12 protein-coding genes are annotated in these 13,563 nt (G+C 70.7%); 4 read left to right on the top strand and 8 right to left on the bottom strand.

Annotated elements, in window-relative coordinates:
- Positions 1–67: 67 nt before the first annotated feature.
- Positions 68–1,519, top strand: a complete 1,452-nt coding sequence (locus ACFY1L_RS08995) for an FAD-dependent oxidoreductase (protein WP_388820334.1) — start codon at positions 68–70, stop codon at positions 1,517–1,519.
- Between the two features lie 2 nt (positions 1,520–1,521).
- On the opposite strand, the gene ACFY1L_RS08990 is transcribed toward ACFY1L_RS08995, so the two are convergent.
- A complete protein-coding gene (locus tag ACFY1L_RS08990) occupies positions 1,522–3,102 on the bottom strand; it encodes a methylmalonyl-CoA mutase (protein WP_388820331.1) in 1,581 nt (526 codons plus the stop codon).
- 186 nt (positions 3,103–3,288) lie between these two features.
- Between ACFY1L_RS08990 and ACFY1L_RS08985 the strand changes: the two genes are divergently transcribed.
- Entirely contained in the window at positions 3,289–4,113 is an 825-nt protein-coding gene (locus ACFY1L_RS08985; protein WP_388820328.1) for a L,D-transpeptidase family protein, read from the top strand.
- A gap of 201 nt (positions 4,114–4,314) precedes the next feature.
- Here the strand turns inward: ACFY1L_RS08985 and ACFY1L_RS08980 are convergent, their stop codons facing one another.
- Both ACFY1L_RS08980 and ACFY1L_RS08975 read right to left on the bottom strand, forming a co-directional pair.
- Positions 4,315–5,376, bottom strand: a complete 1,062-nt coding sequence (locus ACFY1L_RS08980; RefSeq protein ID WP_388820326.1) for a hypothetical protein — start codon at positions 5,374–5,376, stop codon at positions 4,315–4,317.
- Positions 5,376–6,038, bottom strand: coding sequence for an RNA polymerase sigma factor (locus tag ACFY1L_RS08975; protein WP_388821153.1), 663 nt, complete (start codon positions 6,036–6,038; stop codon positions 5,376–5,378). Before ACFY1L_RS08975 ends, ACFY1L_RS08980 begins: the two co-directional genes overlap by 1 nt.
- A gap of 378 nt (positions 6,039–6,416) precedes the next feature.
- On the opposite strand from ACFY1L_RS08975, the gene ACFY1L_RS08970 reads away from it, so the two are divergent.
- Complete coding sequence (locus ACFY1L_RS08970; RefSeq protein ID WP_388820324.1) at positions 6,417–7,253, top strand: 4'-phosphopantetheinyl transferase family protein; 837 nt, start codon at positions 6,417–6,419, stop codon at positions 7,251–7,253.
- Here the strand turns inward: ACFY1L_RS08970 and ACFY1L_RS08965 are convergent.
- The 5 genes from ACFY1L_RS08965 to argC are packed head-to-tail and all read right to left on the bottom strand — an operon-like array spanning position 7,186 to position 11,899.
- Positions 7,186–8,502 carry a sulfate adenylyltransferase subunit 1 gene (locus ACFY1L_RS08965; protein WP_388820321.1) on the bottom strand — a complete coding sequence of 439 codons (1,317 nt, stop codon included), beginning with the start codon at positions 8,500–8,502 and terminating at the stop codon, positions 7,186–7,188. The two genes, ACFY1L_RS08970 and ACFY1L_RS08965, sit on opposite strands and share 68 nt — an antisense overlap.
- 2 nt (positions 8,503–8,504) lie before the next feature.
- Positions 8,505–9,416 carry a sulfate adenylyltransferase subunit CysD gene (gene cysD, locus ACFY1L_RS08960; RefSeq protein ID WP_388820318.1) on the bottom strand — a complete coding sequence of 304 codons (912 nt, stop codon included), beginning with the start codon at positions 9,414–9,416 and terminating at the stop codon, positions 8,505–8,507.
- Positions 9,413–9,976: an adenylyl-sulfate kinase gene (gene cysC, locus ACFY1L_RS08955; protein WP_388820315.1), complete on the bottom strand. Its 564-nt coding sequence runs from the start codon at positions 9,974–9,976 to the stop codon at positions 9,413–9,415. Before cysC ends, cysD begins: the two co-directional genes overlap by 4 nt.
- Positions 9,973–10,845: a [LysW]-aminoadipate kinase gene (locus tag ACFY1L_RS08950; RefSeq protein WP_388820312.1), complete on the bottom strand. Its 873-nt coding sequence runs from the start codon at positions 10,843–10,845 to the stop codon at positions 9,973–9,975. Before ACFY1L_RS08950 ends, cysC begins: the two co-directional genes overlap by 4 nt.
- A 22-nt stretch (positions 10,846–10,867) precedes the next feature.
- Positions 10,868–11,899 carry an N-acetyl-gamma-glutamyl-phosphate reductase gene (argC, locus tag ACFY1L_RS08945; protein WP_388820309.1) on the bottom strand — a complete coding sequence of 344 codons (1,032 nt, stop codon included), beginning with the start codon at positions 11,897–11,899 and terminating at the stop codon, positions 10,868–10,870.
- 352 nt (positions 11,900–12,251) lie between these two features.
- On the opposite strand from argC, the gene ACFY1L_RS08940 reads away from it, so the two are divergent.
- Positions 12,252–13,457 (top strand): acetyl-CoA carboxylase biotin carboxylase subunit family protein, encoded by a 1,206-nt coding sequence (locus ACFY1L_RS08940; RefSeq protein WP_388820307.1) that lies wholly within the window; start codon positions 12,252–12,254, stop codon positions 13,455–13,457.
- Positions 13,458–13,563 lie beyond the last annotated feature (106 nt).

Below are 13,563 nucleotides of genomic sequence, written 5' to 3'. Positions count from 1 at the left end.
ACAGCTTAACAGCGTTAAGGGCACTCTCCTGAAGGACGGCACTTAACAGCGTTAAGGAGAATGGATCATGAGTGGTACCGACGCAGTGACCGGTGGCGCGGACGTCGTGATCGTGGGCGCGGGCCCGACCGGTCTGGCCCTCGGCGTCGACCTCGCCCGGCGGGGAGTGGACGCGCTGGTCGTGGAGAAGGCGGACGGTCTGTTCCCGGGTTCGCGCGGCAAGGGCATCCAGCCGCGCACCATGGAGGTCCTGGAGGACCTCGGCGTACTGGACGCGGTCCTCGCGAGCGGCGGCCGCTATCCGGTCGGGATGATCTGGCAGGACGGCAGGCAGGTCGGCGAGCACCGGATGTTCGACGCGGACGAGGTGAAGGAGGCGGCCGGGGACTCGGCGTTCACCGAGCCGTGGATGGTCCCGCAGTGGCGGACGCAGGAGATCCTCTTCGAGAGGTTGCGGGAGCTGGGCGGAAGGGTGGTCTTCGGCCGGGAGGTCGTCGGGCTCGACCAGGACGAGGACGGCGTGACCGTGCGCCTCGCCTCCGGGGCCGGCCTGCGCGCCCGGTACCTCGTCGCCGCGGACGGCGGCCGCTCCGTCGTACGGCGCGCGCTCGGCATCGGCATGACCGGGGAGACGGTCGACCCGAACCCGGTCCTGGTCTCGGACGTCCGCATCACCGGCCTGGACCGCGACAACTGGCACGTCTTCCCGCCGAGCGGGGACGGCGACGGCTACCTGGCGATCTGCCCACTGGCCGGTACGGAGGACTTCCAGCTGGTCGCCCAGTTCCCCGAGGGCACGGACGTGGACGTGTCCCTGGACGGCATCCGCAAGGTGGCCGCCGCGCGCTCGCACCTCGCGCCGGAGGACATCACGGAGGTCCGGTGGGCCTCGGACTTCCGCCCCCGGGCGGCCCTGGCGGACCGCTTCCGCTCCGGACGGGTCTTCCTCGCCGGGGACGCCGCGCACGTCCACTCCCCGGCGGGCGGGCAGGGGCTGAACACCAGCGTCCAGGACGCCTACAACCTGGGCTGGAAGCTGGGCGCGGTGCTCCGGGAGGGGGCGCCGGCCGCGCTCCTCGACACGTACGAGGAGGAGCGGCGGCCCATCGCGGCACAGATGCTCGGCATCTCGACGGGCGTGCACCGCGGCGAGATCCGGCGCGGGGCGGCGACCGTCCAACTCGGCCTGGGCTACCGGGACTCGGCGCTCACCGAGGACACCCGGACGGCCCCGGGCCAGGTGCACGCGGGCGACCGCGCGCCGGACGCCACCGTGGCGGACGTACGCCTCTTCGACGCGTTCCGCGGCCCGCACTGGACACTGCTGGCGCTGGGCACCCGGGCGCCCGCACTGGACGTCGACTCGGTGCGGGTCGTCAGCGGACCGGCGGCCCAGGAGCCGTACGGGACGGGCCTGTTCCTCGTACGGCCCGACGGTTACGTCGGCTGGGCGGGCGACTCGGCGGCCGGGCTCGGGGAGTACGCCGGGCGGCTGGGCCTCGTCCCGGAGTCCCGCTGACGTCAGAACGCGTCGGACGGGACGTACGTCCCCCAGACCTCCCGCAGTGCGTTGCAGACCTCGCCCACCGTCGCCCGCGCCCGCAGCGCGTCCTTCATCGGGTACAGGACGTTGTCCTCGCCCTCGGCGGCCTTCTTCAGGGCCGCCAAGGCCGCGTCCACGGCCGGCTGGTCGCGTTCGGCGCGGAGTGCGGCGAGGCGTTCGGCCTGCTGGGCCTCGATGGCCGGGTCGACGCGGAGGGGCTCGTACGGCTCCTCCTCGTCCAGCTGGAAGCGGTTGACGCCGACGACGACCCGCTCGCCGGAGTCGGTCTCCTGGGCGATCCGGTACGCGCTGCGCTCGATCTCGGACTTCTGGAAACCGTGCTCGATGGCGGAAACCGCACCGCCGAGGTCCTCGACCTTCCGCATCAGCTCGACGGCCGCCGCCTCGACGTCGTCCGTCATCTTCTCGATGGCGTACGAACCCGCGAAGGGGTCGACGGTCGCCGTCACATCGGTCTCGTACGCCAGCACCTGCTGGGTGCGCAGCGCCAGCCGCGCGCTCTTGTCCGTCGGCAGCGCGATGGCCTCGTCGAAGGAGTTGGTGTGCAGCGACTGCGTGCCGCCGAGCACCGCGGCAAGGCCCTGGACGGCGACCCGGACCAGGTTCACCTCCGGCTGCTGGGCCGTCAGCTGCACCCCGGCGGTCTGCGTGTGGAAGCGCAGCATCAGCGACTTGGGGTTCTTCGCGCCGAACTCGTCCCGCATGACCCGCGCCCAAATGCGCCTTGCCGCACGGAACTTGGCGACCTCTTCGAGAATCGTCGTACGCGCCACGAAGAAGAACGACAGGCGGGGCGCGAAGTCGTCGACGTCCATCCCGGCCGCGACCGCCGTACGGACGTACTCGATGCCGTCCGCCAGCGTGAAGGCGATCTCCTGCGCGGGCGAGGCGCCGGCCTCCGCCATGTGGTAGCCGGAGATCGAGATCGTATTCCACTTCGGGATCTCGGCCCTGCAGTACTTGAAGATGTCGGCGATCAGGCGCAGGGAGGGCTTGGGCGGGAAGATGTACGTCCCGCGCGCGATGTACTCCTTCAGCACGTCGTTCTGGATCGTGCCGGTGAGCCGGTCGGCGGGAACACCCTGTTCCTCCGCCACCAGTTGGTACAGGAGCAGCAGGAGAGCCGCGGGTGCGTTGATCGTCATCGACGTCGACACCTTGTCCAGCGGGATCCCGCCGAACAGCACCCGCATGTCGTCGACCGAGTCGATGGCGACGCCGACCTTGCCGACCTCGCCGTGTGCGATCGGGGCGTCGGAGTCGTGGCCCATCTGGGTGGGCAGGTCGAAGGCGACCGACAGGCCCATGGTGCCGTTGGCGATCAGCTGCTGGTAGCGGGCGTTGGACTCCGTCGCCGTACCGAAACCGGCGTACTGGCGCATGGTCCAGGGACGGCCCGTGTACATCGACGGGTAGACGCCGCGGGTGAACGGGTACGAGCCGGGCTCGCCCAGCTTCGCGGCCGGGTCCCAGCCCGCAAGGTCCTCGGGCCCGTAGACCGGTTCGATGGGCAGTCCGGACTCCGACTCGCGCGCCATGGTCGATGCCTCCCGCCGAGCAATGCTCGAGTTGGCCTTCAGTTACTCACCAGTACAGCACAGGCTGTTCCCGGTCCCGCCCACAACAATGCCGCGCCGTTCGCAACCCGTCACGCGGGGGCAGCATCTGTGGTGACATGCGTGCACACCGGTGAGACGACGGGGGTCGCAGTGCGTACTACGGGCATGGGGAGATCGATCGCCGCCACGGCGGCCCTCGCGGCCCTGGCCGCCGTGTGCGGGTGCACGGTGCAGGGTGCGGACGGCAAGGGGAACTCGCCGGTGCACATCACGCTGCCGAGCAGCAAGGCCCCCTCCCCCGGGGCCGACTCAGACTCCGACGACAAACCGAGCGCCACCCCGTCCACGAAGTCCGGTGCCCCCGTCCTGTGGTCGCCCGGAGACAGCGGCACCGACGTCCGCGAACTGCAGGCCCGGCTGCGTCAGGTCGACTGGCTCTTCGACGGGCCGACAGGGACGTACGACGACCTGACCGTGAAGGCGGTCAAGGGGTTCCAGGGCAAGCGCGGGCTGCCGAAGACCGGCGAGACGGACACCGTCACCTGGCAGCGGCTGAAGAAGATGACGCACGAGCCCGGGAAGTGGGAGCTGTATCTGATGGGCGGCCAGCCCGCCGGCGCACCCGATCCGCGGTGCCTGACCGGTCGGGTGCTGTGCATCGACAAGTCCACCCGGACCCTGCGCTGGATGATCGACGGGCGGACGGTGTCGGAGATGTCGGTCCGCTTCGGCGCGACGGGCACGCCCACCCGGGACGGCGTCTTCCACGTGTACTGGAAGTCGCGGCACCACTGGTCGACGCTGTACGACTCCTCGATGCCGTACGCCATGTTCTTCAGCGGCGGCCAGGCCGTGCACTACTCGTACGACTTCGCGGCCCGCGGCTACTCCGGCGCCTCGCACGGCTGCGTCAACGTACGGGACGAGGCGGCGATCGCGGATCTGTACGGGCAGGTGAGGAACGGCGACAAGGTCGTCGTGTACTGGTGAGGCGCGCGGGAGATGTGCGGGGCGCGGGCGGGACCGGGGGAACGTGTCCCGCCCGCGCCTAGGTGCACGAGCCGTGGGTACGGGGGGAACCCCGGCTCTGTGCGACGGCCGATGACCAGTCGGCTCATTCAGTACTGCGCGGCCGGGCCCGAAAACGTTACTGGCGGGGCGAAGAATTTTCCCACCCCGAGAAACCGCAGGTCAGAGCGCGCTGTACGTCGGTTCCGGGGACGGGGAGGCCGGGGACGGGGAGCCCGGGGTCAGCAGGTGCGGCGGCACCAGCGGCACGAGCGGCGTGACCGTCGGCGTGGGCGCGCCGGTGCCGCCCGTCCCGCCGGGGGCTATGTGGTGGCCGTCGTCGTCACCGCCCTGCTCGCCCTGGTCGCCGCCGTGGCCGTTCTGGTCGCCCTCGCCGCCGGAGCCACCGCCGCCCCTGCCGTCCTTGCCCTTGTCCCGGTCCTTGCCGTCGCGGGCCGTGCTCTCGGCGTCGGCGAGAACGGTCTTGCAGTACTTCCACACACGGGTGGGCCGGGAGCTGCCCGCCGCGCCCTCCAGGGCCCGTCTGCGCTCGGGCGTCAGCTCCCTGCCGTCGCGCACGGCGCGGCAGGCCTCCGGGGCCTCGCTCCAGCCGCCGGAGCCGCCGCCGCGGTTGTCGGAGTCGGAGCCGGGCTTCGCGGAGGCGCCGTCGCCCGCCGAGCCGTCCGGGGTGCCCGGGGCGGTGGAACCGGCGGTGGAGCCGTCCGGGGTGGGTGCGCCCGGGACGCCGTTCGGCGAGGGCGAGACGAGCGGGCGGTTCGGGGTGACGCCGGCCGAGACCGAGGCGGCGGGACCCGGGTTGTCGTCGAACGGCGTCCGCAGCACTCCGGTGGTGGCCGCGACGGCGACCCCGCCGACCATGCCGACGGCCAGCGCGGCCGTCAGCCCGAAGCGCGCGGGCCGGCCCCAGCGGGAGCGCCGGGCGGCCGGGGCGGGCGCGGCGATACGGACGAGCCCGGCGTCGGAGGTGCGCGGACGGGCGTGCCGGCCGCCGGCGGCCTGCTCGGTGCGCCCGCCCTCGCGCGCCTTGCGGAAGGCGGCCAGCGCGGCGGCCTCACCGGGGAGTTCGGCGCTGCTCAGCGGGGCCTGCGGGGCCAGCTCGCCGAGGCTCTTCGCGAGCCGTTCGGCCTGGTCACGGGCGGCGGCATCGACAGCTTCCAGTGACTCTCCGCGCAGCAAAAGCTCCGCTGTTTCGCGGTCCAGCCACCTGTACTGCTCGTCGGCCATCACATGTCCTTCTGCGTCCGCGAACGCATATGCGTCACACTCGCGGACGTCACCGCACGGTCGCGCGGTTCTCGCTGGTTGGGCAGCCCGTCCAGGCCGCCCGTCGATTCCGGATCCTCGCCGAGCAGTTCGGCGAGCCGCTTCAGACCGCGGTGCGCCGCCGTGCGCACGGCCCCCGGACGCTTGCCCAGCGTCTCGGCGGCGGTCTTGGCGTCCAGGCCCACCACCACACGCAGTACGACGGCCTCGGCCTGGTCCTGCGGCAGCCGGGCGATCAGGGAGAGGGTGTGGTCGGTGGCCAGGGCCTCGATGGCCTCGCCGGCGGTGTCGGACTCGGCGGCCTTGCCGGTCAGTTCCGTCTCGTCGCCGCCGATCGCGGGGCGGCGGCCGCGCATGCGTATGTGATCGAGCGCACGGTTGCGGGCTATCCGGGCGGCCCAGCCGCGGAAGCGGTCCGCGTCCCCGTCGAACCGCTCCAGGTCACGGGCTATCTGCAGCCAGGCCTCGGAGGCGACGTCCTCGGCGTCCGGGTCGCCGACCAGTGTGCGGACGTACCCGAGCAGCCGCGGATGCACAGCTCGGTACACAGTCCGGAACGCGGTCTCGTTCCCGTCCTGTGCCGCAAGCACCGCGGCGGTCAGCTCCGCGTCGTCCCCCAGCACCCGATTGTTCCTCGTCATTGGTCGCGGCTTCGAGGCCGCCGATCGTTGCGATGGTCATTCGTCGCGATGGTCATTAGTCTTCCGCGCCCGGCGCGAAAGGCACGTTACGACCTGAAACCGCTGCTCGTCCATGTCCGTACAACATGCAACCACCCTAGGGCGGGGCAGGCCGTACCCGGGGTGTGACAGAAACCGCACTCATGGCGCTGTAGGAAGTACGGGCCGCCGCGCGGCCCGTGCCGTGCGACGGCCGGGGCCTCTCCTGTGGGGGGTGGCGGCCCCGGCCGTCTCCGTGCTCGGCGGGTAAGCGGCATGCGCCATCGAGGACGAACCTGTCGCGGACGCGGGCGGTGTCGGTCTGCGCGTAGCGTCCCTCGAATGACTTCCATCCAGCACGAGCCGCCCCGACTGCCCGCCGTCTACGGCGAACGGGCAATGCCGGGCCCTTGGCAGCATGGCCCCGTGCAGATTTGGCTGGTCGACAGCCGCCTCTCCGATGCACCCGCGGCCGGTGAGCAAAGCGTGCTGGACACCCATGAACGCGGTCGGGCGCGGGCGTTCGCGCGCGAAACGGACCGACGGCAGTACGTGGCCGCACACACCGCGCTCCGGCGGCTGCTCGGCTGTTACCTGGGAACGGATCCGGCCGCGCTGCAGTTCTACCGCGAGCCCTGCCCTTGCTGCGGCGGGCCGCACGGCCGCCCCGCCGTGCGGGACGCGCCCCTGCACTTCTCCCTCTCCCACTGCGACGGTGTCGCCCTGCTCGCCTTCGCTTCGCACCCGGTCGGCGTGGACGTCGAGAAACTGCCGTCCGCCGACGCCGTCGCGCTGGTGGCCGAGTGGCTGCACGAGCGGGAGCGGGCCGAACTGGCCGCGCTGCCCATGCCCGAACGCCCTGCGGCGTTCGCCCGGTGCTGGACGCGGAAGGAGGCGTATCTGAAGGGCACGGGTACCGGACTCGCCCAGGGGCTCTCCCACGACTACGTCGGCACCGGAACACGCCCGGCCGGCATCGTCGACTGGACACTGCAGGACGTGTCCGCCCCGCCCGGCCACGCGGCGGCCTGCTCGGTCCGGGACGGCGCCGGCTGGCAGGCGGACGACCCCGCCTCCGGGTGGTCGCCCACGGCCTGCGTACCGACCGCGGTCACCCGGCCCGCTGCGGCTGAAGGACCATCCCCGCGGCAAGCGTCGCCCCGTCCTGCGGGTCGATGAGCAGGAACGAGCCGGTTCGTCTGTTCTCCAGGTAGTCGTCGACGGCGAGCGGCTCGGCGGTGCGGATCTGTACGCCGCCGATGTCGTTGGCGAAGAGACCGTCCTGGCAGGGCAGTCGGCGGCCGTCGGTCACGTCCATGCCGTGGTCGATCCGGTCCACCACCGCCGGAACCGTCCTGGTGGTGTGTTTGAGCAGCACGCGCTGTCGTGCGCGCAACGGGCGATCGTGCAGATGGCACACGTTGGCGCTGATGTGCCGCAGCACCTGTGGAGCGGGGCCCGCGGTCAGCATGTCGCCCCGGGAGATGTCGATGTCGTCGGCGAGACGGACGGCCACCGACTGCGGTGCCCACACGCTGTCGGTCTCCCTGCCGAGCACGCTGAGGCCGGCGACCGTGCTGGTCGCCCCGGACGGTTGCACGGCCACCGGGTCGCCGACCCTGAGCAGGCCGGAGGCGAGTTGTCCGGCCAGCCAGCGGTCCACCGTCCGCCGGTCGCCCGAGGGCTGCCGGATCACGTACTGCACCGGCAGGCGCAGCGGCATCCCGATCGGATCCGCTCCGAGTGGCACGTTCTCCAGGTGGGACAGCAGCGTGTCGCCGCCGTACCAGTCCATCCGGGTCGACGGTTCGACCACGTTGTCGCCGGCCAACGCCGACATCGGGATGGCGGTGACCTCGGCGATGCCCAACTCGCGGGCCCGCTCGGTGAATTCGTCCACGATCTCGGTGAAGGTGGACTCCCGGTAGTCGACGGCGTCCATCTTGTTGACCGCCAGCACGACGTGAGGCACCCGGAGCAGTGCCGCGATCGCGCAATGCCTCATGGTCTGTGCGACCACGCCCTTGCGTGCGTCGACCAGGATCACCGCCAGATCCGCGGTGGAAGCGCCGGTCACCATGTTGCGCGTGTACTGGACGTGGCCTGGGGTGTCCGCGAGGATGAACCGCCGCCTGGGCGTCGCGAAGTAGCGGTAGGCCACGTCGATGGTGATGCCCTGCTCCCGTTCCGCCCGCAGGCCGTCGGTCAGCAGAGCCAGGTCGGGGCCGTCCTGCCCTCGCCTCCGGGACACCTCCTCGATGGCCGCCGCCTGGTCGGCGAGGACGGACTTGGTGTCGTACAGCAGCCGTCCGACCAGGGTGGACTTGCCGTCGTCGACCGACCCGCAGGTGGCCAGCCGCAACAGGCCACCCGAGAGCCGGCCGGTGGAGTACGTCTGATCTGCCGCTTCCGCGACGCCCGTTGACATGTCTAGAAGTACCCTTCTCGCTTGCGGTCCTCCATGGCGGCCTCGGACAACCGGTCGTCGGCCCTGCTCGCACCGCGCTCGGTCACTCGGCTCGCCGCGATCTCCGCGATCACCGCTGCCACCGTCGAAGCCGACGAGTCGACCGCGCCGGTGCAGGACATGTCGCCGACCGTGCGGTACCGGACCTGGCGTTCACACAGGGTTTCGCCGTCCTGGGGGCCACCCCAGTCGCCGGGCGCCAGCCACATGCCGTCGCGCTGGAACACCTTCCGCCAGTGCGCGAAGTAGATCTCGGGCAGTTCGATGCCTTCGTGCTCGATGTACTGCCACACGTCCAGCTCGGTCCAGTTGGACAGGGGGAAGACGCGGACGTGTTCACCGGGCTGATGGTGACCGTTGTAGAGCTGCCACAGTTCGGGCCGCTGTCTGCGCGGGTCCCATGCACCGAACTCGTCCCGCAGGCTGAACACACGTTCCTTGGCGCGTGCCTTCTCCTCGTCGCGCCTGCCGCCGCCGAACACCGCACCGAAGCGGCCGTCACGGACCGCGTCCAGCAGTGGCAGGGTCTGCAGCGGATTGCGGGTGCCGTCCGGGCGCTCGCGGAGCGTTCCGTCGTCGATGTAGGACTGCACGGATGCCACGTCGAGACGGAGTCCGTGCTTCTCGACGATCCGGTCGCGGTAGGCGATCACCTCGGGGAAGTTGTGGCCGGTGTCCACGTGCAGCAGCGAGAACGGCAGCGGCGCCGGGGCGAACGCCTTGAGCGCCACATGCAGCATGACGATGGAGTCCTTGCCGCCGGAGAACAGCAGCGTCGACCGGTCGAACTCGCCCGCCACCTCCCGGAAGATGTGCGCCGTCTCGGCTTCCAGCATCTCGAGGTGCGTGAGCACGGCCTGGGTCGCGGCGGTCATGACAGACCTCGTGCCGTGAGCAGCGCGCGTACCTGCTGGACCGACTCGTCGACGGTCTGGTTCTGCGTGTGAATCCGCAGATCGGGGTCGATCGGGGCCTCGTAGGGGTCGTCGGCGCCGGTGAGTCCGCTGATCTCGCCCGCCGCCTGCCTGGCGTACAGGTTCTTGACGTCACGGTCGGCGCAGATCTCCACCGGAGTCGCCACATGCACCTCGACGTAGGGGACGCCGCGCTTCGCGTGCAGGTCCCGGACCGCCGCGCGGGACAGCCCGTAGGGGGCGATGACCGGCACCAGCACCGTGACACCGTGCTCGGCGAGCAGCCCGGCCACGTAACCGATGCGCCGTACGTTGGTGTCCCTGTCCTCCTTCGAGAAGCCCAGTTCCGCGGAGAGTGCCGCTCGGACCTCGTCACCGTCGAGCACCTGAACCCGGTGTCCGCCGGCCTGCAGTCGCTCGGCGAGGCCCTTCGCGATGGTGGTCTTGCCCGCGCTCGGCAGTCCGGTCAGCCAGACCGTGCCGCCCTGCCACACGGCTGGTTCGCTCTTCGGTTCGGTCATGCGCGGATCTCCCTTTCACGTGAGCTGAGGGCCGGCGCCTGCGCGCAGGCGATGCTCACCGTGGTGCCGGCTCCTGCGAGTGCTTTGCTGACGGGGTCGGTGGTGCGTCCGTCTGCGATGCGTACGGTGGCGACTCCGCCGGTGAGCGCTTCGCGTGCGGCGATGAGCTTGAGTGCCATGCCGCCGGTGGCGGACGGGTCGGGTGGGCCGGTCGGGGACATGTGATGGACGCTCTGCACGCTGGTGGGGTCGCCGGGGTCGGCGAGTACACCGGGTGCGCCGGTGAGCAGGAGGAGCTGGTCGGCGCCGAGTGCGGCGGCCAGTGCTGCCGCGGCCCGGTCGGCATCGACGTTGACGGGCTGGTCGTGCTCGTCGATGGCGGGTGGCGAGACGACGGGGACGTAGCCGGCGTTCAGCAGGGTTTCGGGCAGTTCGGTGCGGACCGAGGTGAGCCGACCGCTGTGGTTGTCGCGGATCAGGACGGTGCGGCCGTCGACGACGGCGCGGACGGCGGTTTTGCGGCGGGCGCGGAGCATGCCGCCGTCCATGCCGGTGAGGCCGACCGCGGGCACGTCGTGGCGGGCGAGTTCCGCGACCAGCTTGGGTTTGACCGCGCCGGCCAGGGCGAGGACGACCACTTCGAGGGTGGCCGGGTCGGTGTACCGGGTGGACACGTTGTCCGGGGCGACGAGGGTGCGCTGCGGGACGCCGAGTTCCCCCGCGAGCCGCCGGATCTCTCCGGAACCTCCGTGGACCAGGACGATGGAGTGCCCTTCGTGGACGAGGCGGGCGATGTCGGCGCAGATACCCGCGGCGTCGACGGCGGGATTGCCGCCGCATTTGACGACGGTGAGTGGTCTGGTGGTCACGGTCTCTCCGGTGGGGCGAGGGCTAGAGGGGGTGGAGGCCGGGGAAGGTCAGGCCGAGCGTCTCGGGCCAGCCCATGCGGATGTTGAGGCACTGGACGGCGTTGCCCGCGCCGCCTTTGACGAGGTTGTCGAGGGCGCCGATGGTGGTCAGGCGTCCGGTGTCCTCGTCGAGGGCGTAGCCGACGTCGCAGAAGTTCGAGCCGAGGAGGATCTTCGGGTCGGGGTAGCGGAAGATGCCGCGCTGGTGGGCGACGACGCGGACGAAGGGCTCGTCGGCGTACTGCTCGCGGAAGGCGCGGCGGACCGTCCGGGTGTCGACGCCGGGGCGCAGGGTGGTGTGGCAGATGGTCTGCACACCGCGCACGGCTTCGACGCCGGTGGCGGTCATCGCCGCGGCCATTCCCAGGTGTTGGGAGATCTCGGCCTCGTGACGGTGGCCGGTGGGGGCGAACACCCGCATGGCGCCGCTGCGTTCGGCGTGCAGGTTCGCCGGGCCGGCCGTGGCGCCGGAGCCGCTGGAGCCGGTGCGGGCGTCGAGCTGGGCGCCCGCTTCGGTGTCGATCAGGTCGTGCGCGACGAGCGGCTGGAGCGCGAGGACACCCGCCGTGGCCATGCAGCCGGGCACACTGACCAGGTCCGCGCCGCGCAGACGCTCACGGTGCAGTTCGGGAAGGCCGGGCACGAAGTCGCCCAGCAGGTGCGGTGCCTGGTGGGCGGTGCCGTAGTAGCGCTCGAAGACCTTGGCGTCGTCGAGGCGGAAGTCGCCGGTCAGATCGACGACCAGCTTGGCCCGCTCGATCCAGTGGTCGATCTGGGTCATCACGGCCCGGTGCGGCAGGGCCAGGAAGACCGCGTCGCACTCCTCCACCTCGTCGGCCGAGCAGAACAGCAGATCGGTGGAGGCCCGCAGATTCGGGTGCACCCCGTCGACCCGCTTGCCCGGGAAACGGGAGGAGACCGCGCCCACCACCTCGACCTCGGGGTGCCCGATCAGCAGCCGGAGCAACTCCCCGCCGATGTAGCCGGCCGCACCGGCCACCGCCACCCGGATCACGATTCCACCCCGATCACAGATCCGCTCAAGGTCACCACCACGCGACTCCCTCCCGTCCACTGACACTTGCTCGACCGAACGGCACAAATGTCCGCCGCATCGAAAACGCAACCTACGAGCCCACCCGCCCGGCACACGTCCGCGACAAACGCATTCCCGAGGACGCATCCGGCTGACATTCCCGTCGTACGAATACGCGTCCCGATTACTCGGCCGCAATCCCGCCCGTGCCACCCTGACTTTTGAACACGCAGAACCCGCACCCGGTCCCGGTACTTGAGGGGCGGGGTTTGCTCTGTTTCGCCAATGAATCGACCATCACTGCCGAACACCAAACCCCGGAGGTCGCGGCGTGAAATCCGTGCTCATCTTCTCCACGCAGAATTTCGGCAACGTGGCACTTGTCGCCGAACAACTGCGAGCCCGCGGGCTGCGTTCCGTGCTGGTCTCCGAGCTTTCCGACCACCTCTACCGCGACAAGTGCGACGACCACGTCCTGGTCGACTGGGACAGCGAGGACCTGAACGCGCTGACGACCCGGCTCGAACAGCGCGACATCGAGCCCGTCGCCGTCGTCAACATGCTGGAAAGGCTGGCGCCCTGGCAGCTGGCCACAGCCGCGCACTACGGCCTTCCGGGTGCCGACGAGAACCGTCATGTGCTGTTCAGCAAGGTGCTGGTGCGCGACCGTATGAAGGCACTGGGTCTGTCCGCCATGCGCTACAGCGACGATCCGGCGGCGGTGGACTTCTACCCCGCCATCGTCAAACCCTCACGTGACTCCGGGGCCTCCTGGCTGGTCAGCCGGGTGGACGGGCCCGACGAGCTGGTCGACTACCGACGCCGCCTGGCCGAAGCCGGCCATGCCGACACCGAGTTGATCGTCGAGGAGTATCTGCCCGGCGTCGAGTTCTCCGTGGACGGGCCTGTCGTCGGCGGCCGTTTCCATCCGCTTCTGGCGGTCGAGAAGCCCGAGCACGACCACGTCAGGCACCACGACGCGGGACTCGAGTTCCATCCGCCGGAGCAGGATCACGTACGTGAGGGTGTGCGCACCCTGTGCGAGCGGGTCGACGCGTTCTGCACCGATCTCCGGCTCGACCAGTGCTGGCTGCACTTCGAGGGCCGGTCCACCGAGGACGGCCGGACGGAGCTCATCGAGATCAATCCGCGTCCCGGCGGCGGCATGATCCCCGAAGCGGTCCTCGAGATCAGCGGGATCGACGCGGTCGGCGCACTCGTCTCCATGGCACTGGGCGAGTTCACGCTGGAACAGCCGATTCCGCTGCGTGAGCGGCCGATCGTCGGCTGGATCGACATGGAGGGCGACGAGCTCGGCACCGTCGAGGTGAGCACCACCGAGGACGATCTGCGCGCCCTCCCCGGTGTGATCGGCGCACGGATCACCGACCACTACGAGATCACCGACCTGAAGCGGGAGAACTTCTTCCTCCGCTTCGCGGTCGTCGCCGATTCGATGAGCCAGTTGCGCGACCGCGTGGAGAACACCCTGAACAGGGTCGACTACCGCATCACGCCGCCCTCGCGGGCGAGTTGAAAGACCTTGGTAAGCAAAATCCGCAGTCGCAGCGGAGAAAAGTCAGCGTGATACGTCGCCGCGCATTCAATTGTCGCGGACGTGCACGGTGCGGGCGCGCCTTTAG

This window comes from Streptomyces sp. NPDC001663 (assembly GCF_042893105.1).
Lineage (GTDB): Bacteria > Actinomycetota > Actinomycetes > Streptomycetales > Streptomycetaceae > Streptomyces.
This window is presented reverse-complemented; position numbering and strand designations above follow the sequence as displayed.

Coding starts and splice junctions, on each gene's coding strand:
- ACFY1L_RS08995 (WP_388820334.1), top strand. CDS start 68: ATGAGTGGTACCGACGCAGTGACCGGTGGCGCGGACGTCGTGATCGTG.
- ACFY1L_RS08965 (WP_388820321.1), bottom strand. CDS start 8,502: ATGTCAACGGGCGTCGCGGAAGCGGCAGATCAGACGTACTCCACCGGC.
- cysC (WP_388820315.1), bottom strand. CDS start 9,976: ATGACCGAACCGAAGAGCGAACCAGCCGTGTGGCAGGGCGGCACGGTC.
- ACFY1L_RS08980 (WP_388820326.1), bottom strand. CDS start 5,376: ATGGCCGACGAGCAGTACAGGTGGCTGGACCGCGAAACAGCGGAGCTT.
- ACFY1L_RS08985 (WP_388820328.1), top strand. CDS start 3,289: ATGGGGAGATCGATCGCCGCCACGGCGGCCCTCGCGGCCCTGGCCGCC.
- ACFY1L_RS08990 (WP_388820331.1), bottom strand. CDS start 3,102: ATGGCGCGCGAGTCGGAGTCCGGACTGCCCATCGAACCGGTCTACGGG.
- ACFY1L_RS08970 (WP_388820324.1), top strand. CDS start 6,417: ATGACTTCCATCCAGCACGAGCCGCCCCGACTGCCCGCCGTCTACGGC.
- cysD (WP_388820318.1), bottom strand. CDS start 9,416: ATGACCGCCGCGACCCAGGCCGTGCTCACGCACCTCGAGATGCTGGAA.